General features: G+C 45.4%; 19 protein-coding genes. 2 read left to right on the forward strand and 17 right to left on the reverse strand.

The annotated features are described in order from the left end of the window. From QUB12_RS16705 to QUB12_RS16780, 16 genes are all read right to left on the reverse strand, one after another. Window positions 1-889, reverse strand: an 889-nt coding sequence (locus tag QUB12_RS16705) for a tetratricopeptide repeat protein (protein WP_333307710.1), incomplete at its 3' end; no start/stop codon positions are given. A 51-nt stretch (window positions 890-940) separates the two neighbouring features. After that, window positions 941-1,936 carry a GDP-mannose 4,6-dehydratase gene (locus tag QUB12_RS16710; protein ID WP_333307712.1) on the reverse strand — a complete coding sequence of 332 codons (996 nt, stop codon included), beginning with the start codon at window positions 1,934-1,936 and terminating at the stop codon, window positions 941-943. 424 nt (window positions 1,937-2,360) lie between these two features. Further along, the gene (locus QUB12_RS16715; RefSeq protein WP_333307713.1) at window positions 2,361-3,023 is read right to left on the reverse strand and encodes a class I SAM-dependent methyltransferase; all 663 of its coding nucleotides are present in this window, start codon (window positions 3,021-3,023) and stop codon (window positions 2,361-2,363) included. Continuing rightward, window positions 3,024-4,082 carry a phosphotransferase gene (locus tag QUB12_RS16720; protein WP_333307715.1) on the reverse strand — a complete coding sequence of 353 codons (1,059 nt, stop codon included), beginning with the start codon at window positions 4,080-4,082 and terminating at the stop codon, window positions 3,024-3,026. Next, the gene (locus QUB12_RS16725) at window positions 4,076-4,681 is read right to left on the reverse strand and encodes a hypothetical protein (protein ID WP_333307717.1); all 606 of its coding nucleotides are present in this window, start codon (window positions 4,679-4,681) and stop codon (window positions 4,076-4,078) included. Before QUB12_RS16725 ends, QUB12_RS16720 begins: the two co-directional genes overlap by 7 nt. A 141-nt stretch (window positions 4,682-4,822) precedes the next feature. Continuing rightward, entirely contained in the window at window positions 4,823-6,106 is a 1,284-nt protein-coding gene (gene iscB / locus QUB12_RS16730) for an RNA-guided endonuclease IscB (protein ID WP_333307719.1), read from the reverse strand. 226 nt (window positions 6,107-6,332) lie between these two features. Next, entirely contained in the window at window positions 6,333-6,839 is a 507-nt protein-coding gene (locus tag QUB12_RS16735; protein WP_333307721.1) for an LIC12192 family sporadic carbohydrate cluster protein, read from the reverse strand. Next, window positions 6,832-7,638, reverse strand: a complete 807-nt coding sequence (locus QUB12_RS16740; protein WP_333307724.1) for a sporadic carbohydrate cluster 2OG-Fe(II) oxygenase — start codon at window positions 7,636-7,638, stop codon at window positions 6,832-6,834. Before QUB12_RS16740 ends, QUB12_RS16735 begins: the two co-directional genes overlap by 8 nt. A gap of 21 nt (window positions 7,639-7,659) precedes the next feature. Then, a complete protein-coding gene (locus QUB12_RS16745; protein WP_333307726.1) occupies window positions 7,660-8,607 on the reverse strand; it encodes a transketolase C-terminal domain-containing protein in 948 nt (315 codons plus the stop codon). Continuing rightward, entirely contained in the window at window positions 8,604-9,419 is an 816-nt protein-coding gene (locus QUB12_RS16750) for a transketolase (protein WP_333307728.1), read from the reverse strand. Before QUB12_RS16750 ends, QUB12_RS16745 begins: the two co-directional genes overlap by 4 nt. 4 nt (window positions 9,420-9,423) lie before the next feature. Further along, window positions 9,424-10,413 carry an SDR family oxidoreductase gene (locus tag QUB12_RS16755; RefSeq protein ID WP_333307746.1) on the reverse strand — a complete coding sequence of 330 codons (990 nt, stop codon included), beginning with the start codon at window positions 10,411-10,413 and terminating at the stop codon, window positions 9,424-9,426. A gap of 121 nt (window positions 10,414-10,534) precedes the next feature. Beyond that, window positions 10,535-11,164, reverse strand: a complete 630-nt coding sequence (locus QUB12_RS16760; protein WP_333142670.1) for an HAD family hydrolase — start codon at window positions 11,162-11,164, stop codon at window positions 10,535-10,537. Window positions 11,165-11,166: 2 nt separating this feature from the next. Beyond that, window positions 11,167-12,714: a PfkB family carbohydrate kinase gene (locus QUB12_RS16765; RefSeq protein ID WP_333142669.1), complete on the reverse strand. Its 1,548-nt coding sequence runs from the start codon at window positions 12,712-12,714 to the stop codon at window positions 11,167-11,169. A gap of 316 nt (window positions 12,715-13,030) precedes the next feature. Beyond that, window positions 13,031-14,980, reverse strand: coding sequence for a hypothetical protein (locus QUB12_RS16770; RefSeq protein ID WP_333142668.1), 1,950 nt, complete (start codon window positions 14,978-14,980; stop codon window positions 13,031-13,033). Window positions 14,981-15,244: 264 nt separating this feature from the next. After that, a complete protein-coding gene (locus tag QUB12_RS16775) occupies window positions 15,245-16,972 on the reverse strand; it encodes a succinate dehydrogenase/fumarate reductase flavoprotein subunit (protein WP_333142667.1) in 1,728 nt (575 codons plus the stop codon). 129 nt (window positions 16,973-17,101) lie between these two features. Next, window positions 17,102-17,416: a hypothetical protein gene (locus tag QUB12_RS16780; RefSeq protein ID WP_333104558.1), complete on the reverse strand. Its 315-nt coding sequence runs from the start codon at window positions 17,414-17,416 to the stop codon at window positions 17,102-17,104. Between the two features lie 523 nt (window positions 17,417-17,939). Here QUB12_RS16780 and QUB12_RS16785 point away from each other — a divergent pair. Together QUB12_RS16785 and QUB12_RS16790 are read left to right on the forward strand one after the other, a co-directional pair. After that, entirely contained in the window at window positions 17,940-18,665 is a 726-nt protein-coding gene (locus QUB12_RS16785; protein WP_333142666.1) for a lysophospholipid acyltransferase family protein, read from the forward strand. 113 nt (window positions 18,666-18,778) lie between these two features. Continuing rightward, window positions 18,779-19,588: an alpha/beta fold hydrolase gene (locus QUB12_RS16790; protein WP_333142665.1), complete on the forward strand. Its 810-nt coding sequence runs from the start codon at window positions 18,779-18,781 to the stop codon at window positions 19,586-19,588. A gap of 294 nt (window positions 19,589-19,882) precedes the next feature. On the opposite strand, the gene QUB12_RS16795 is transcribed toward QUB12_RS16790, so the two are convergent. Then, a protein-coding gene (locus QUB12_RS16795; RefSeq protein ID WP_333142681.1) for an ISKra4 family transposase occupies window positions 19,883-20,946 on the reverse strand; the annotation gives its coding sequence in 2 pieces (ribosomal slippage) (window positions 19,883-20,790 and window positions 20,790-20,946; 1,065 coding nt in all). Window positions 20,947-20,959 lie beyond the last annotated feature (13 nt).

The raw sequence follows: 20,959 nt of genomic DNA on the forward strand, positions 1-20,959 counted from the left end.
CTATTGCCAACCAATCTTGGCAGATTGGTAAACTATCTGGATTGATTTCTAAGGCTTTTTGGTACGCTTCTATAGCTTGTAACTGCTGCTCTTCTTTTTGAGTACAATAGCGACCTAACTGCCACCAGAGCTGCCAATCCTCCGGTTGAAGTTCTATCAACTTTTCATAGGCTGACACCGCGATGCTAGGGTTAATTGCTATGGCTCGGTCGTAAGCGATTTTCGCTAACTCAGTTTCGCCCCTTTGAACGTGAAGATTTCCTAATTTCAGCCAAACTTCCCAATTTTCCGAATCTATTGCCAACCAATCTTGGCAGATTGGTAAACTATCTGGATTGATTTCTAAGGCTTTTTGGTACGCTTCTATAGCTCGTAACTGCTGCTCTTCTTTTTGAGCATACCAGCGACCTAACTGCCACCAGAGTTGCCAATTCTCCGGTTGAATCTTCAGCAAATTTTTATAAGCTTCCACTGACTCAGGATTTAGCTCTATTAATCGCTTATACATAGCTATTGCCTGAACCAAATCTCGCTCATTTCTCAGCCGCAGCGCCTCTGCCAAACCATAATGAATCTCAAACTCCTCAGGACTTAACTCGAACGCCCTTTGATAACAAACAATCGCCTCATCCAACCGCCCCAACTTAGTTAAAGCTTCCCCTTGATTGTAATAAATCCAAGCCGAACTAGAGTTCAGTTCGATCGCCCGACTGTAAGCATTGACTGCTTCTTCCCACCGGGAAACCTTAAGCAAAACATCTCCCAAATTAGGGTAAGACCAATAAAAATTGGGGTTTTCCTCAATAGCAGAGCGATAAGAAGCGATCGCCTCTTCCAATCTCCCTTCCTGCTTTAGTTTGTTTGCCGCGTCAAAATAGCTTACAGTCATTGCTTGTCTCCGGCTTTCCTCAACCGTTGTTAATCATACCCTGATTTGATACTAAGGTTTATGAATATATTCTAAAGACTGCTTCTCAATCTCATCCCAAAATTCGTCCACCCATTTTATCACACCCGCAACTCCATCCTTTAAAGAAATTTCTGACTTCCATCCGAGTTCAGTACGAGCCTTGGTTGAATCTATCACATAGGCAGCATCCTGTCCTAATCGTTCGGCAACAGTCTCCGTTGACTCAGCAAACGAGCGGTTCATCGCTTCGCAAATAGTTTGCACTACTTCCCGCACAGCATACCCCCTATCGGGCGACAAATGATAAATTTCTCCCACCTGCCCTTTTTCCATCACCGCTAATTCTCCCCTAGAAACATCGCGAATATGGATATAAGACTTCACCGCGTGCCCGCCGCCGTGCAACTGAATCGTTTTACCCAGCTTCAGGTAAATTGCCGATCGCGGAATAATTTTGAAGAGCTGCTGGTAAGCTCCATACACATTGGTAGCACGAACTGTCACCAAAGGAAACTGAAAATTTTTATAGTAAGTGGATAAAAGTAAATCCGCAGCAGCTTTAGAGGCGGCGTAGGGTGTCGAAGGATTCATCGGCGCAGATTCTAGCACATTCCCTTCACAAGTTCCATACACTTCTGGAGAAGAAATGTGAACATAGCGACCCAAGTATTTTTTGTCTTTCAAGTGATTAATTAGTTGAGCCAATGCTACTGTATTCGTTTGGAACCAGTGGTCAGGATTTGTCCAACTAGGAGCCACCTCACTTTGAGCAGCAAAATTGACAATATATTCCGGTGAAAAATCGTCAATCGCCTGCAAAATCTTTGCCATATCTCGGTTAAAATCCAGTTGATGAAACTGAAACCGAGGGTTTGGATGACGCAGATAGGGGAGAAAAAGTGACCCTTTCTCTGGAGAACGACTTATACCTATAACTTCGTTTTTGTCGTCTTCCAGAAGTAAGTCAACGAAATCGCTTCCCGAAAACGAATTGCTACCAAGCACTGCTATTTTACGTTGATTCATGTCGTCCCCCGATCTTTTTATGATATACAGGAGCAGATTCCAGGTTTATGAAATACACCCCGCTCGCGAGTGCCGTAGGGACACTCCAAGAGCCCTTCTTCATGTCAACTTAAGACTGAAAGCCTTGAGAAATCTAGTTCACCGCCGAGTCTAGATCCCCCTAAATCCCCCTTAAGAAGGGGAGTAGGGGTTGACTTTGATCCATTTCCGGTTCCCCCCTTCGTAGGGGCGGTGCCCCCGTGCCCGCCCTTGGCTAGGGGGGATCTAGGCTTAATAGTCAAACCGCCGTCTATGACTGGGTTTAACGTTAAGTTGACACTCCTTGGACTCTTGGAGTGTCCCTACAAGCCGTGTCCCTACAGAAGCTCGTACCTACTTACCTCTAATCTGCTATATTTGCCGTTTAACTGTGTAATTGTCAAGCCTACTCAAAGTAGATAAAAGAGTGATCGCCACTATAGCCACAATGCTTAAACCACCAATCCCACTCTTGGGGGGTATAGAAACTTTCGCACGTAAGCTGCCAATATAGTAGGTTAGCTTTTTCTTCCTCGTTCCTATAGGACTCTACCACAATATATTTGTTCCCCTTGCTGACCCGCTCTATTTCCCGCAGAGCTCTGTCTAGCTCAAAACAATACAAATTGTGTAAAGTATTTATAGAAATCACTAAATCAAAGCTGTTGTCTGCAAACGGAAGTTCTGTCGCGCTGCACGCTTTCAAAAACGGGCGCACTTCTTCCTTAGCGTGAGCAATCCCGTATTCTGAAATATCTATACCGCAAACTTCGATTCCCGGTACAGCTTGCGTGAAGTCGTAGAGTAAAAACGCCTTGCCGCAACCCACATCAAGAATCCGAGCGCCCGGTTTTAAATTATAGTGTTGAGCGATCGCATCTGCAACAGCCCGCCAGCGACCATCATATTTATAACCACCATAGCCAACTTTGCGATCGCCGTCCCAATAATCATAATCAAATTTTTTAGCAAGCTTAGCCGCCTCAGCCTTCGGGAATTCATTCACGCGCCCCAAATAATCGCGCTGAGTTTTTTTGTGAACTGCTGAGAGGAAATCAATATAAGCCATTTAAAATTCCCTGTTTTCTTTCAGGTATTGGAGAGCGCGACGCGCCTTTTGCAATTGTACAGCTTTGTGTACTTCCCGATCGGCAACTTGCCCAGCAAAACTTCGCCTTTGGCTACCGACTGGCAAAAAGTCATTAAGCAGAATACAACACCACTTGACTCGATAAACAGGCAATAAAATCGCCATCCGCTGTCGGTGTTGTTCGGGTTCTGACAACTCAGAAACCACCGCTTCCACAAACTTGGAATAGTAATTTAAAGAGACAGGAACCGCCGGTTGGCAAAAAAAGTCTGAAACCATTTTACCCGGATCGTCCCATCCTGCATACTCAAAGTCGAGAAAGCGTAATTGCCCAGACTCACTCAAAATAGCGTTGTGAAATCCAAAATCCGATGGAGACAAACACCGATCTAAAGATGGGATTTCTGCTTCTAACTTTAGACTCCACTGACTCGCTTGTTGCACAACCCATGCTTGGATTGCTTTCCAAGCTTCAAACAATTGGTTGTGAATAAAGTCTACAGCAGAGCGATCGCTCTCACAAGACTCTTCGACTGTTTGCAACCTGACAAGACGACGTTCCACGCATTGCAGATGTTCCTCAAGGGTAAAACAAGCTTCCGATGCCTTGGGTAGATTTTGAGCCTCAGTCAGTTGCTTATAACAGTTTATTTCCCGATAGAAATTAAGTGCTTGCTCAACCGTTTCAGCAGTAACTTCCTGCGGTTCTAGTCGCCGTCCGCGGACAAACTCATATAAACCTAAACCTTTTTGGCGATCGCACGCCAACGGTTGAGGCAAGGTTCGCACCCCATTATCCCAAGCAAACTGCGAAAACGCAAATTCCGTACCCAAGCGGTCTCTGCGATCGCCTGGATGTTGAAAATAAGCCTTCAGCAAAAAACTTGAACCCTTTGCATCCACGCGGAAAACTCGGTTATTCCCGCCACCTGTCAGAGGATGAAGTTCCACCTCGCCACCCAACCCCGCCACCGCCATCAAATCAACGGCCGCTTGCTGAAGCTCGTCTAAACTCAGGGAAACAACTTCAGTCAGCATAAAATTAAAGCCTCGATTTCCGACCAAGAGGAAGCGTAACGAAAGGGATGTCCGGTGAGATGGTGATTTTGGGGGTCAAAGAGGATGCGTTCGACTCCGGCCGGAAACCCCGACTCTCCCAAAAATTCGGGCAAGTCATCGATAAAATGGGTACATTGCTTCTTGGCAATGCGTTCCAGCTTTTCCTGCTTAGTAAGTTCAAAGTACACTTGGTCTGGGGACAAATTAATGCGATCCGGGTCGTAAAACCCTTGACTTTTCAACCATCCCTGTGCAGCTTCGTGCAAATCGTATTTGGGGCCCAGATAAGGGTAGCGCGTCTTGTGGCTGACAATGCAGACATTGACTCCATCCCGAACGCAACGGGTAAAAAATTCCAGTACGCCCGGAAACGGGTCAGCTTCTTTCATGCGATCGCCGTAAACGTAACCCTGCATTTGGGTCCAAGCATCTTCCTTCCCACACTGGCGCAAATAATCCCGCACTTGACCTTTACTAGCGGGAATTTCTGGGGGAATTAATCTTTGTTCGACCGCCACTCGGTGGAACAAGCCGTCATAACAAACAATTGTGTTGTCAAAATCAACTCCAATTAGCATTGCTCACTCCACCTAGAACGCGGCAAGGGGGCGGACGCTATAATCGAGGCGGATATATCGAGATCCGCGAGTACCGCCAATGATTTAGCGTCCGGGGAATTGCCGCCAATCAATAAATTGAGCGACAGCGAATCCTTTGAGTCAGAATGTATATTCATAACCGTCAGCCTTATGAATGGTTCTTAAATACTTGGGATGTACGTCAAAGCTTTTACCTCCTGTTGTTAACTTGAAACTTGGCTTGAATCGAATGGCAATTCGACCCGTGTAGTTTCCTGCATACTTCCCAGTAAGGACATGGGCGTTTACCAAATCCCCAGTTTGGAATCCCATAAAAAACTTTTGAGCTGGAGCATGACGAATTGGGAAACCAAATTTGTCAGTGCCGCAACGCTGTCGAATGCCATGTCCTTTGGCTTTGACAATCAAGGGTTTAACCCCATTAAGCAGAAGTCGTTCTGGAGTAGACGCACCAACATTTGCTGCATCTGTCCAATGCCGCTTCTCAATCCCTCTAGTCTTGCGATTAAACTTTGTTCGACCACCAGAACCTACTTCTGGTGGCAAACCCGTAGATTGAAGCCTTCTGTACAACTCCCAACGAGTAGCGTTAACAGCAGCGGCATCTTTGAGGGGTGCTTTCGCTTGAGCCATTACTCGCTTGAGAACTTCTGGCTTCTTTTTCAAAAACTCCTCGACAGGTTTGTTTCCCTTGGCTTGGTTGCAGGAATGGCAACTAAGACATAGGTTGTTGACTCTGTTAGAACCTCCCTTGCTCCGAGCAAGGATGTGTTCAATCTCGAATGGGACATTTTCAACACCGCAATAAGCACATCTTCTATTCCATTTTTGAAGTAAATACTCTTTCACTTCAAAGCCGAATAGTTCACCTCTTTGGTACTCAACTCCACTAATTTCGGGGTTTTGTATTTGTTGCAGGTCAAAACGTACTAATTCTTGAGAAACTGCGGTAACTGGGCAGACTTTTCTAATTCTCCTAACCCACGTTTCGATGTTGGCAATTCGACTCTCAAGGGAAGGTGGCAGCCATCCAGTTCTACGGGTTCTGTTTAAGAAACGAGGCTTACGGTAACGAGTTTTACGGTTACGTCTGCCTCTTCTTAATGACCTACGAGATTCAAGAGAGTTTTTAATCTGCTGTCCTCTGTGTGAGACTTCTAATGCGTTAGTAACTCGCCCCGTCTCTTCTTGAACCACAGCAATACCCGTAACCTTGCTGCCAGGATCGATCTTGATTCGGTGACTATGAGTAACTGAAGCTTCAAAAACCCTATCCTGCAACACGATAGTGAATGGATAGCGTCTAAATACCTTAGCTCTTCCTTTGTCTAATAGTTCTCTTGCCCGTGCCTGATGGCATGGGTCAAGTGGTTTCAAGTTTTTGTCTAATACGAAAACGCGCATTACTGCTGCCTCTCATTACTGGTTAAGTTTGCCTCGCTAATGTTATAAGAGCTTTTTAAGCCTGAAGCACTGGTTTTTCCTATAGCCTGTTTAACTTCAGACGACAGAGCCTAAAACTGGCACGCATTAAGCGGGTGTCATGACTCAAATAACGGAGTTCCTATTAGAAACTAAAGCTGGTCAACAAGGCTTACAGTTTCCTGCAAGCCTACACGCTCACCGAAGGTCAGTGTAGGTAGTTGACACTCATATCGATCGTCGGTCTCATAGCTTCTAGAAAAAAGTTGTTGAGTTTTGGGTCTTCTGACTTGTGATAATAACCCCCCATTGGTGCCTTAGGTAAATTTAATACAACCTGTATCATTGTCTCAAAATCTTCTATCTCGCTTTTCTCTTGCAGTACCATTTCTTCCAAAGCTGCGTGCAACTCGCATCCAGCACCTAAAATCCGGTCGTATATTTCCAATCGGGGCTTGGTTTTCTGTGGCAACATAAACAGGCTAAATAGTATGATGCCCTCTAGTTGTGGCAGTTCTGTCAAGACATCGTAGAACATCATATAACATCCCGGCATAGCGTATTCAGTAGCACTGAGTTTATAATCTAAATTATGCCGTGTGGCGTAGTCGCGAACCACCAAGTTTTGCACGCGGTGTGGATAACTTATTCCCCGGACTGGACGGCTGGTAATGTAACCGCGATACCCTAATTTTTGACTCAATTCTTCACTCATCAAACCCCCCAGGCATTGTAAATTTCATCCCTATTTTAGAGGCTGCACGCACTGCTATCGGGGCGAAATATTCCCCCAGACGTTTATCAGAGTAAGGTGTAAATAAACCTTTAAATCGAATATTCATAGACCATCTCGTTGTAGATTCTTGGTTAATTCGATTGCCGTGGACGATCGTAGGAGTAAAGAGAACTACCTTACCGTAGGGAACTTCTAACCATTCAAGTTCTGGCTCGATCGCCTGATAAAGACTTTCTGTTCCTGCCCCAGAAAATTCCTGTACTCTTTCCCGCCATTTAGCATCAGCATCAGGCGGCAAAATAAACATACTCTTTGTCCGATAGCAATCTACTAATGGAATCCATAATACTACTTCAAAAGGGGAACATTCCGAGCCCCAACTATCAGAATGCAGGGGTAATAAAGAACTGTTGTCGCCTGGAAGTTGAATGCTTAAACCGATATTTCGCTGCATCACCAGTTCGTTGCCGACAATGGTTTTTACTAGGGAACGAGCGCAGGAAAAATATGCTTCCCGAAACCAAGGTTCTGCCATTAAACCTGATATGATATGAAGCCGAAAAGAGTTGAGTTTTTTGACTGGTACTAGAGCAACAATTTCATCTAAAAACTCTCCGGCATCAGTCGGATATGGCACTGCCAAAAAATTAGTTGCTAAATCTACCGTTTTGTTTCGGATTTTATCCAGCGCAGAGAGATTTTCGCAGGGCTGGACTATATAGCCATTTTGAATGAAAGCAGCACTTAAGTCTGTTTCTATTTTTTCCAAGAAGTCCATATCTGTTTATCCTTTGTTTTTTTATGCTTTCACCTGCTGAGGCGCGATCGCCCGATACATCTCTAAGGTTTTGTCTGCGATCGCTTCTGGGGTGAGACCAAAATACTCGCGGGCATACTCTTGTTCTCCCGCTGCGTGCAGGAACTTGTCTGCAACTCCAATTCGCAACAGGCGAGCTTTTTGATGGTCGCGATCGCTCAACCACTCAGCCACAGCCCCTCCGAGTCCGCCCATGATACTGTGTTCTTCAACCGTCGCCACTACCCAAAACTGCGAGAAAGCCTGAGCTAGCAATTCTCGATCCAAAGGTTTAACAGTGTGGAAGCTAACAACTTGAGCTGAAACTCCCTGTTTGCTGAGTTCGTCTGCTGCTTGCAACACATTCGGTAGCAGATTTCCGGTACTCAGCAAGCAAACGTCACTTCCCCGTCGCATCACGATTCCTTTGCCAATTTCAAAGTCAGGCATCCCCTGATGAACGAGCGGCTCACCTTTCTTGCCCATGCGAATATAAGCTGGGCCATTCTGTTGCAAACAAGCTCGCATAGCCGCTCGTACTTCCCAAGCATCACCCGCACAGATCACAGTCATGTTTGGCAGCATTCGCAGTAAAGCAATATCTTCACAAGAATGATGAGTTGCCCCATTCCCGGCATAGGACAAACCCGCCCCAACTCCCACAATAATCACTGGAACATTGTGATAACAAACATCAACCCTAATTTGTTCAAAACAGCGAGTAGTTGTAAACGGCGTAATCGTGTAAGTAATGGGTCGAAGTCCGCACATTGCCATACCAGCAGCCACGCTCATCATGTTCGCTTCGGCAACTCCACAGTTATAAAAGCGATCAGGAAAACGATCTTTATATTTATCAAACAAGCGGTTGCCAATATCACCAGATAGCAACACCACCCGCTCATCTTCCGCCGCGATTTCGTTTAATTCCGCTGCAAATTCATTTCTCATACAAGTTTAAGTTCCACTTTAGCTTTTTCAACTTCTTCCGCATTTGGAACGCGGTAGTGCCAATTGTTATCGTCTTCCATAAAGGAAACCCCTTTTCCTTTAATAGTATGAGCAACAATAGCAATGGGTTTACCACTACCATCTGGGACATTACGCAAGGTATCAACTAATGCTTTCATGTCGTGACCGTCCAATTCGTAGGTACTCCATCCGAAAGCTTCCCACTTTTCTTTGAGAGGATGAAGAGCCATTATTTCGTTGCTACGACCCGTAGCTTGCCACTTATTGTAATCAATGATGGCAACGATATTATCTAGTTTTTGAGATGGTGCAAACATCGCAGCTTCCCAGACTGAACCTTCATTACACTCGCCGTCGCTCATCACCACAAATACGCGGTAAGAACGTTTCTGAATGCGACCTGCCAGAGCCATGCCTATGCCTACGGACAACCCATGTCCGAGGGAACCCGTAGCTAATTCTACCCCTGGTACGCATTTTACGCTAGGGTGTTCCGGTAATTTGCTACCCGGTTCGGCATAGGTATCGAGTAATTCGGGTGGGAAAAACCCCGCTTCTGCGAGGGTAGCGTAAAGCGTTGTCGCAGCGTGTCCTTTACTGAAAATCAAGCGATCGCGATCGGGATTGTCTGAATCCTTGGGATCGATTTTCAAACTTCCCCAGTAAGCTGCTACTAAAAGATCGGTACAGGATAGGGAAGACCCTAAATGGGCAGTGCGAGCTTTGTGGGACAGTTCTACAATTTTGCCCCGAATTTTTCGGGCCGTGGCTTCAAGTTCTGGAATATTCATCTCTTTATTTTAAACTCAGTCCTTGCATCGTCTTTATATTGTAATAAAGGCTATCCGTCATCGGATTAGGAATCAGATTAGCATTAAACGCCTTCAGCAAATCCTGCACAGCATCTTCAATTGTGTGCTGTGGCACAAACCCCAGTTCTCTCTTAATCTTCTCCGATGAAATGTGATAAGAGCGGTTGTCATTTGTCGGCGTGCTGACAATCTCTACTTGTTTTCCTACCACATTTCGCACCATTTGAGCAATTTGCATCACAGTATGATTTTCATAACCCGCGTTAAAAATCTTACCGTCGATCGCATCATCTGGCAACTCTAGCGACTTGATATAAAGGTCTGTCATATCCTCGATATGAATGTTCGGTCGTTTTTGTTCGCCGCCAAATACCGTGATTTTACCGTTATTGACAGCGTGGTTAGTGAGGATATTTACTGTTAAATCCAGCCTCAGTCTGGGTGAGTAACCGCACACCGTCGCCGGCCGCAGAATTAAGGTAACAAACCCCGGTTCCCGCTTGGCAAGCAACACATCCTCGCACATTGCTTTATACTTGGAATAATCTGTTAACGGTTGCAATGGGAGTTCTTCGTTAACATTTTCGGTTTCTTTAATGCCGTACACGCTTGAAGAGGAAGCATATATAAACCGCTTGACACCGCTATCTTTGGCAACATCTACTAAGTCAACAAAAGCATCGTAGTTAATCGACTTACCGAGGTCGGGATCTAATTCAAAACTGGGATCGTTGGAAATGCAAGCTAGATGGATAACAGCATCACATCCGGGTAGAATTTTTTCTAGCAGTGGGCGATCGCGAATATCTCCCTTAATCTCTTCTAACCCCGGATGGTCTTTGACTGCGGATAGAACATCTGCTCCATAAATGTACAAATCCACAACCTTAACTCGATATCCAGCTTGAAGTAGTTTAGGAACTAGAACAGCCCCCACATAACCGGCTCCACCTGTGACTAAAACTTGTTGCATTTGATTCACCCTACATTCCTCAATTATTTTGACTTGGGTTAATAGACCTCTATAAAAACTGTTATGGGGTAGGCATCTTGCCTTCCCTAAACTTTATTTTTACCCCTGTCTAATATATTAATCATCCCACCAAAGGTGTTACATTTAACATTTTTGACGGCGTAAAATTCTTCGTGTTTTGGATAAAGCCACTAATTTCTCCCATTGATGAAATTACCGTTATTTGATCGTAAAACGGAGATTTAGACAAATGTTGCTGTTCCTGTATTCCATAGCCAGTTTTCACCAGAAAAGCTTTCATCCCTAACTGCAAACCAGGCTCTAAATCCCTGAGTCTATCCCCGATCGCCCAGCACCGCGTCGGGTCTAAACTGTGGTCGGCCATCGCTTGGAGAAATAACCCAGGCGACGGCTTGCGACACTCACAAACGTAACTATACTGGATAACTTCACCTTTCGGGTGATGGGGACAGTAATAAAAATCGGCGATCGCCCCTGAAGCCACTTCAGCATCCCGTCGCATTCGATCGTTAACTGCCTCCACTGCCTCCACTGGGAAATAACCCCTAGCTACTCCCGATTGATTAGTCAGCACCAATACTGAGATGTCCTGAGTATTCAGGAATTTTAGCGCTTCGAGCACTCCCGGAATCCACTCAATTTGGTCGGGGTGGCTAAGGAAGTGGCTATCTTCAATTAGAGTGCCATCGCGATCGCACAAAATTGCTTGCGGCTTGCTAAAAGATGGCATCTCTATACCTTTAAAACTGTAGTAGCAAATTTCAACAACCGAGCTTTTTCTACAGGTTCAGCATTCCCAAGAGTATTAGCTGAAATTGCCCCAGCCAAATTCCCCAGCAGCGAACCAACTGCGATCGGTAATTCCAGCTTCGCACTCAAGCTAGCCAGAGCAAAAAACGCATCGCCCGCCCCTATTGTATCCTTTACTGCCAACGTCATTGCTGGACTCACATCTTCTTCTCCTTTAGCATTGATCCCCAACGCTCCCGCAGAACCTAAAGTGAGCCATCCTTGCTGAGAATCTAGATGTTGGAACAAGCCTTTAAGCAGATAATTGTGGTCTCCGTAACGGCTAGAAAACGCTAAACGTAGTTCTTGTTCATCCAAGCAAAAAACATCAGCTCGGCGGTACTTAGTAATTAAGTTATAGCCGTAATTGGCACTATTCGTTTGGCAGTTCAAGGCCAAAAAAGAAGCTTCATTTTGAACCATCTCCATGAGTTCAGAATCCAGCAATCCATGTCCGTAATCTGCAACCACTACCATGTCATAATCCCTAATCGTTTTTCGCAAACGCTCTAACAAATTTTGTCGCTGATTGGGCGCCGGTCCTTCTTCTTGCAGCTCATTAATAGAAAACAGCTTGGTGTAATTATCCCTCATTCCCTGCCGCTCAATGTAACGGCGTTTGGTGACGGTGGCGGCACCATTTTCATATTGTAAATCTAGCCGAATACCGCCATTTATATTATTCAAAATCAAGCTGTGAATGTCTGGCTCATTCCCCACCACACCAGCCACAGTTACAGAGTCTACAAAAGTAGCCATGTGGCGAGCAATAGCCAAAGAACCTCCTAAATGCTGCTCTTTTTTCAAAAAGCGAGTCGAAATAACTCTGCCCTTAGAAGTCAAACCCTGCACTGTACAGTGAACAAATTCATCAATAATTACGTCCCCCAACACTAATACTTTGAGCTTTTGCATCGCATCAACGCCCTTGCGAATTGCCTCAAAAGGGTATTGCTGGCTTAATTGGATGGCATAGCTTTTGATATGGGGTGGCAACACATCCGTGTAGTTATTGAGCAGCTTTGTTGAGCTAAAAACAATCTCGCCTGTATAGCGAATTTCTCCGCCGTAAGCTTTGACTCGATCGGCTTCCCGGTCAATATTTTTAGTAACATCTTGACTGTGGTCAGCATATTCGTGACCTTTGCAGTAAAAATTTGGCTGAACTCGATCGAGTACATCTAAAGCTGTAGCCACAGGAGCCAATAGCACGTAGTCTACGCAAGCTAAAGAAGCAATCGAATAAAGTCGCAAATCGTCGGAAAAAACTGGTCTGCCAGGGCCTCGGTTGACGTAATTAGCTGCGGTAATTGAAACTACCAATACCTCTCCCAAAGCTTTAGCTTCTTGCAAGTGGGCAATATGACCCGGGTGAAGGAGGTCAAACACCCCATGACAGAGCACTATCTTACGGTTCTGCTCTCGGACATTAGCAAGTACCTCTTTACAAGTTTCAAAATCAAGATATTTTTCTGTGTTCTTTGTCAGCATCTTTGAACTAAATGGTGTAATTTCCAACTCTGACGGGCTTGCCACCCTACAACACGGGAGAATCCCCGTTTTTGTAACTATACCAGGTGATGTTCGCGATGGCGCATCTACAAACTTGCGTTAAAAAAGATGAACGGACTTTTTTCACCCAAACCGGAGCCGATTTCACTTTGGCGACGCTATTCCTGAACAGTTTTAAGAGCAAAGCTACAAACAGACGATGCTCTCAGGGAGAATGGGTGTGTGCGCTGAGCTTCCCGGTGGCTATTTTAAACACTAGACTCTCGCTTAAGCCTAGTGTTCCCGCCACCTGAGCCTAGATCCGCCCTACCCTAGTTTTAACAGCAAGGACACGCCTGATCAATTCTTTCCATTCGAGGGAATTGCTCAGGGAGTTCGTATCGAGATACTCGCCTTTTTCTAAGGAAAAGCGACCAAAATTTTCCAACCAGTTCACAATAGTTTCTGTCGGTGAGAAAGGCGTACAATTCAAAGATTTCTGTAGAGAATGAGACATCCCAGCCCTATCGTGGTTGCGATAAGCATACCAGGCTTCCCATACTAGAACGCCGTACTGCACTGAATTATTTTCATCTGGATTTTTGACGGCATTTTCCTGAAAACGCCATCTCTCTAATTCCCCCGCAGTTTTGTGCAGTTGTGACTGCGACTGTTCCAATTCTTTCCGAGTCGAGTGGAGTTGCGACTGCGACTGTTCCAATTCTTTCCGAGTTCGATGGTGTTTGGCTTGGGATAATTCCAATTCTTGCCGAGTCGAGTGGAGTTGCGACTGTGACTGTTCCAATTCTTGCTGAGCTTGATAGTGTTCGGCTTGGGATAGTTCCAATTCTTGCTGAGTCGAGTGCAGTTGAGACTGTGACTGTTCCAATTTTTTCCGAGTTTGATGGTGTTCGGCTTGGGATAATTCCAATTCTTGCTGAGTTTGATAGTGTGCGGATTGGGATAGTTCCAATTCTTGCTGAGTTTGATGATATTGGGCTTGGAAGAGTTCTAATTCTCCCTGAATTTGATGCAGTTGAATTTGTATTAATTCGCAATCTTCCTGAGCCTGATACATTTGCGACTCAAATCGATCGCGCTCTTCCTGAGTTTGATATAGTTGAGCTTCGGTTAATTCCAACTCTCCCTGAGTTTTGTACAGTTTTGACTCGGATATTTCCAACTCACTTCTAGTTTGATGTAGTTGGGGATGGACTTTTTCCAACTCTTCCTGAGCTTGATATAGTTGGGACTGAAATTGAGCGCACTCTTCCTGAGTTTTAAATAGTTGAGCTTGCGCCAGTTCCAATTCTCCTTGAATAGGATAACTTTGACTTTGAACTACTTCTAACTCTTTCTGACTTTGATTTAGTTCCGTCAAGGATTGTTCTAACTCTGCCTGAGTTTGATAGAGTTGCGACTGCGACTGCGCCAACTCTCTCTGAATCTGATGAAGTTGGGCTTTGCAATTTTCAAACTCTCTCCGTTGTTCGTAAGTCATATTGTAATACAAATCGGTTGGTTCTAGGTTTAAGTTGAGATTAAATTCGCTGGAGACTTTGGTAAGTTCTATGACGGCAATTGCATTAGCTTGTGACCAAGGCCATCCGTATTCACTATCCCTAAGTTCTAAAGCATTTACTTCTTTCCAAAGCATATAGTGCTTTTCATCTACCGTTTCCCTATCTATCAGCTTTAAGTAGTTGGCGGATATAGCATCTTTCGGAATACCATATTTTTTCCATAAAACATCTAAATATTCTTGGCTAAATTGAATATACCATTCTGCATCTGTAAGTTTTCCAAAAGGAACGGTAATCAAGGCTTTTCCATCAATAGCCAGTAGATCGTAAATTTTTGCGATCGCCTTTAGGGGGCCCTCTAGATCGCGGTACTCTATCTGTTCCCCATAGCCTCCTGAAGGATCGTCTCCTTGCCCTACGTGCTCTACACTGGAAATTGATACTATTGCGTCATATTTTTCCGCTGATGGCAAGCTCATCAAATCTTGATTTTCTACACCTAGATCGACTTCAAATTTATCTACAATTCGTCTCGATCTGATCCCAATATTTTCGCTCAATGAGTTTTCGTAGTGGGAGAGTACGTTGCCAATTTCAAGAATTTTCTGAGGATTCCTTAGATTAGCAATAAAGTCAAAGGCAATGGAAATTTCTACGGCTCTTTCTGTCGGGTTATTGAATTTTATCCGATTGTAATATAACTCTTTACCTTTAAAAGTAAAGGTTCTTGTCCACTTACTCATTTTTTCCTCAAAAAGCAAATTACAAGTTGTCCGGCGCGGGTTATGCTGAAAATTGGTAGTTGACAACGGGAGTATTAAATTTAACCCTTAACCTTTAATTATTACACATAGTAGTTTTTTATGCAAGCTACGGGATATTTGGATAATATGGCTGGAGTCAGTGGCCCTCTTTTTATTCCTTGCTGATATTTTATAAACGCCCTTATTTTAGCGTAATCAAAAAAAATACCCCCCTTGAATTAGGGGGTTACGGCTAATCAGAAATTAATACTTCCTCTCCTGCGGCTCAAACATCGTAATCGCCACCGGCATATAAGCCAAATCAATCCCCGCCGGCGAATAATACGCCATTGTATGCTTCAAGAAATTGCCGTCATCGCGCTCAGTAAAATCTTCCCGCGAATGAGCTCCCCGACTTTCCTGGCGGTTCAAAGCAGAAGTTAAAATCATTTTTCCGACAATAATCAAACTCCGCAACTCCAAAGCTTCCACAATTTCCGTATTCCACAACTTGCCTTTATCGTCTAAGTAAACCTCCTCATATTGTCGCTCTAAATCCTCCAATTTCTTTAAACCTTCCTGCATCAATTCGGCGCTACGAAATACACCACAATACTCAGTCATAGTATCTTGATACTGCTGCCGGATTTGATTGATGCGGTATTTTCCGGGACGCTCTACAAGTGCCTGAATTTGCTCTTTTGCTTCCATAATATAACGCTGTTCGTCTACTGTCGGCAACTTGCGATTTTGTACGAATTGTGCTATGGTTGCGCCAGTAACTTTGCCATAAACGACGCATTCTAAAAGCGAGTTGCTGCCCAAACGGTTGGCGCCGTGAACGGACACGCAAGCTGCTTCGCCCGCTGCAAAGAAACCGTCTACTAAACTGTCAGGACTGCTGCGAACTTGGCCGCTAACATTAGTAGGAATTCCCCCCATTGAATAGTGAACCGTAGGGCGCACGGGCATCGGCTGATTTACGGCATCAATTCCTAACAAACGGTGGGCTTCTTCCCAAGCAAAAGGAATTTTGCTCATAATTTTTTCGCGTCCCATGTGCCGCAAATCGAGGTAGATAAAGGGGCCGCCGGCACTACCATCAACATTAATCCCTCGGCCGGCGCGAATTTCTATGGAAATTGACCGCGAAGTGATATCTCTGGGCGCTAATTCCATCCGCGACGGCGCATAATTAGCCATAAATCGATCGCCCTCTGAATTAATCAAATAAGCGCCTTCGCCCCGCACAGCCTCGGAAATCAACACTCCCACGGGATACAAACCAGTCGGGTGAAACTGCACGAATTCCATATCTTCCAGCGGCAATCCAGCTAAAGCCGTCATCGCCAAACCGTCTCCCGTCGAGGCGTAATCGTTCGACGTGGTATTGTAAACTCGGCCGTAACCGCCCGTAGCAAACATCACCGCCTTAGCACGGACAACCTCAATTTGACCGTCTAGCAGATGGTACATAACTACCCCCTTGGCTTGGCCTTCTTCCAAAATCAGGCGCGTGACATACCACTCCTGATAGATGTGAACTCCGCAGCGGCGCAGATTGTTGACTAATTCGTGGAGGATGGCGTGACCAGTTTTGTCCGCAGCGTAACAGGTGCGGCGGTGGGAATGTCCGCCGAAAGCGCGCTGGGCAATTCTGCCGTCTGGGAGGCGGGAGAAGAGGACTCCCATGTGTTCTAAATCTATGACTACACCGGGTGCTTCGCGGGTGAGGATTTCTACCGCGTCTTGGTCGGCTAAATAGTCTGAACCTTTTACTGTGTCGAAGGCGTGGGCTTTCCAACTGTCTTCGGGATCGACATTTTGGAGGCTGGAGGCCATGCCGCCTTGGGCTGCGACGGAGTGCGATCGAATCGGGTGAGTTTTGGCGACGACAGCTACCTTTAAACTGGGGTCAGTCCGAGCAATTTCTACTGCGGCGCGGCAACCTGCTAAACCGCCGCCTACAATGATTACGTCGTGTTCTAGCATCTTTTTGAATTATTTTGAGTGTTCTGCTCAACTTATCGTGACGCAAAAAAAAACTTCCTACCAAAAGAGCAGGAAGTTTTTTAACTTTTGATTTGAATGGGAAATCAAAAGTTAAAATTTCACATTGGACTAGCCGGCGCTTTCGATAGGCTGCTGAGTGGACTGATTTCCCGTTGCAGAAGGTTGAGTTTCCGTACCGGGTTCTACAGCAAGCACTTCAATGTTATTTAGCAGAGTTGTAACGAAAGCAAACAGCAAGAAGGGCAGAGACAGCACTAAAATCAAGCCGACGGTAGCCAAGGCGAAGATTTGGCGGGCGCTACTCCACAAGGCGAGTGCCGACGCTAGACTTAGGAAGATGACTATCAGCCAAACAATGATTTGACCGTAAATGTCGCCAAAGGTGAGCGTACATTTAAGGCGATAGTTTTGGATGTTATTCATTTGATGCCTCGCGAGATTGCTATTACGACTTGTCCAAAAATACTTTGACAGTGTGTCAATGGCCACTGTAAATTTCTAAGTTTAGCTGCCGCAACCTGGTTTTAGGGCTGTTTTAAACATTTTTATAGAAGTTTGCAACAACACTTTATGAATTTTTGTTTCTGACTGGGAAATTTGGCCGAAACAAGACTTACGCACTCCGACAAAGAAACCGGGTTTTTTACTGTTTTGGCGGGCTGTAACGCGTCTTTTCGCAAAAAACCCGGTTTCTGGCAACCCCTGCGTCCAGGACTAAGCTGTTCTGAATCTAAATCGTATTTTTTGTGCGGGCTTTCTGGCCCAACCCCTACTCCCCACAAGAACTTTATCAAATTTTAGTTCACAGTTTAAATGTCCAACAGCTTACGAAACAAAGGCACAAGGGGAAAGTCTACTTTTTGAGGGAGCCCCGACTTGGTAAAGAAATGTTAAGCTGCGGGGGAATGGAATCAACCTTTATAGCGTCGCACCTGTCTTTTCGCCCATGTCTTCAGAGAGCAAATTGCTGATTTCGCGCTGTTTCCTGGCTGGTTTGGGAACGCAGATGTTTATGTACCGCGAAGACCGGATTCCCCAAGAGAGTCCGGTTCTGGTGGTGAGCAATCACCGCAGTTTCTTAGATCCTGTGCTGCTGACGGCGGCTTTGGGTCGATCGATCCGCTTTGCTTGTCATCATTACATGGGTCAAGTTCCGGTGATGAGGGAAGTGGTCACGACTTTCGGCGCTTTCCCCTTGGAAGCACCGGAACACCGACAGCAGCATTTTTTCTCTCAAGCGACAGCGCTACTGCAAGGCGGCGAGATGGTGGGGGTGTTTCCAGAGGGTGCAGAACCGATGGTGAAGCTGACGGGGCCGAATACTGTGGGGAAGTTTCAGCGGGGATTTGCTCATTTGGCTTTGCGAGCACCGGTGCGGGATTTGGCAGTTTTGCCGGTGGCGATTAGTTCTTTTGAGGAACACTCAGTACGATCGGGTGTACCGCTCAAGTTGTTGAGTTTGTTTGATCCTTCGGAACCGCTGTTCGATCGATCTGGGTGGCATCCTGTGATAATTTATCAGCGAGTTAATGTTTTAATCGGCCGGCCTTACTGGATTACTGTCGAGAGACAGCAGCAATATCAAGGCAAAAAAGCCAAAGCTGTTGTTGCTGAACTCACGAACCACTGTCAGGGAGAAATTGCAGAATTACTCCAACGAGGTTGTTTGTAAGTTTGTTGACTGTTGGCTGTTGGCTGTTGGCTGTTGGCTGTTGACTGTGGGCTGGTGTCAGATTTCCAATCTAAAATCTAAAATCTAAAATCTAAAATCGATTGACTTGAATCATGGCAAATGCTAACAACAAGATTCGTTTCCTAACCCCCAAACCGCCGAAACCCGATCGCCCTTTATTTGTATTTCTGCCCGGTATGGACGGGGGCGGTTTGCTGCTGCGCTCCCAAATTCCTAAATTAGCCAATCATTTCGACATCCGTTGCTTAACTTTACCTGCGGACGATACGCCTAGTTGGGACGTACTGGTTAGCGAAACAATTGCCTTAATTGAAGCAGAAAAGCAAGCCGGAAAGCCGAAGCGGCCGGTTTATCTGTGCGGCGAGTCATTTGGGGGCTGTTTAGCGATGAAAGTTGTGTTAGAAGCTCCTCAAGTGTGCGATCGATTAATTTTAGTCAATCCAGCTTCTTCGTTTCGACAGCAGCCTTGGGTGCAGTGGGGCTCGTATCTGACTCAGTGGCTGCCGGCCAACCTTTATCCGCTGTCGGTAATCGGTTTATTGCCGATATTAGCATCATTAGGAAAGATTGGGCGCGACGATCGCCGCGCTTTGCTAGAAGCGATGCAAGCAGTACCGCAAAACACGTCCGTGTGGAGATTGGCGTTAGTGCGATCGTTTAATGTTGACGAAAATCAGTTGCGCGGCATCAAACAGCCGACGCTAGTAATTGCTAGCGGTGCCGATCGGCTGCTGCCTTCTCTAGTAGAAGCGAAGCTTTTAGTCAAGGTAATTCCCAAAGCTGAAATGGTGCTGCTGGCTAACAGCGGTCATGCTTGTTTGTTAGAAACAGATGTTAACCTTTATGGGATTATGCAAGCTCGCAATTTTTTGACAAATAGGTCATTAGTTATTAGTTATTAGTTTAGTTAGTGCTACAAAAACTGACCGTGCGTAGTGCGTAGGTTGGGTTGAGGAACGAACCCTCCGTTTCACTCCGCCCAACATTTTCGGTATGATTTTCCTTAACTGAACCGTATTGAATTATGCTCAATCTCAAGCTTCCCGAACAAAGACGAAAACTTTACATTGAAATTGCACTGCGTAGATGCCGTCCCGGTAGTGGCAGCAGTCAAGATTTTCTGAATAAAAGAACTTGGAATCATCCCGTGACAAACATTAAAAGGGAGCATCCCGATTTTGCAAAAAGCAAAAATATTAAACTGCAAATTCACCATTCAAGTAGGCACAACGAAGTTGCAACATTTGAGAGACACTTTCAGATTTCCACTGCGCTCCTGAAATTTTGAGCCTTCTACCTATCTGCTTGACCGCTGATTCTACCGCTCCCGAACCAATGGAACCTGGTTGCAATTCCTGACAAGTTTCATAGTCCACAAGTCGAAAACGGTGTTTTTTGAGGTAGGCACGGAAATTAATCACTTGCCGACGATGGCAGTTATCAAAAATGGCGATCGCATCTTCCACCCGACCACGCCATAACAAGGCCTCAGCAAGTTTTATCCGCTTACCGGAGCCACCCACTTTATACAGATTTTCTTTCAGGTGATACCAGTCTAGGATTTCTTGCCGTTGTTCCGTTGTCCCTATTTCCTTGAATAAATTCCAGACACCATCGTGACCATCTCCTAAACAGATTACAGGATTAGTTAGCGGCTGACTATTCGCCCAATCGGTGAGGCTTAAGTTATCTTGGAAGAAAGCGCCATAGTAAAGGTCTTGCAAGCGCACTGCCTTATAGTCGCGCCACTCACACGGAAGTCCCTGTTCTGTTCGGAGTCGCACTTTACCGCCATCTATGCTGACTTGTGCGATCGCACCTTTAGCTTGCAAGACGGAAAATTCTTGGCGCTGCACTTGCCTGTGTTGACTGCTATGACTGACATAGACTCCTGTGAGGGTGGCTAGGTCAACAGAGGCATTTTGGTACGACTCAGAAGCCGAAAGTAAAAAACAGCATTTTTCTAACAGAGGACTTCTACGGCTGTAAGGCTCGATCCCCAAGCGGTTTGCTTGTTTTTGTGTAATGAAGAGCCGTCCTACACAACTGTTGAGTGTGCGCGATCGCCCTTTAACCGTTTTGGTTACTTTTTGGATAAAAAAAGGGCAACTTTGGGGCTGACATATTCTAACATCTGTTGACGTACTACTTTCTCAAGCCTTTCTAAGGTAGCTATTTCTGCTGAATCTGTATTTTTGTAAAGGATTTGCGCTATTTCTTGAATACAAGCTGATAAGCGTAATTGTTCTTCGGGAGTTATGCTCATTTTTTTC

Origin of the sequence: Microcoleus sp. B7-D4, from assembly GCF_036705125.1 — a bacterium.
In the GTDB taxonomy this organism is placed as follows: domain Bacteria; phylum Cyanobacteriota; class Cyanobacteriia; order Cyanobacteriales; family Microcoleaceae; genus Microcoleus.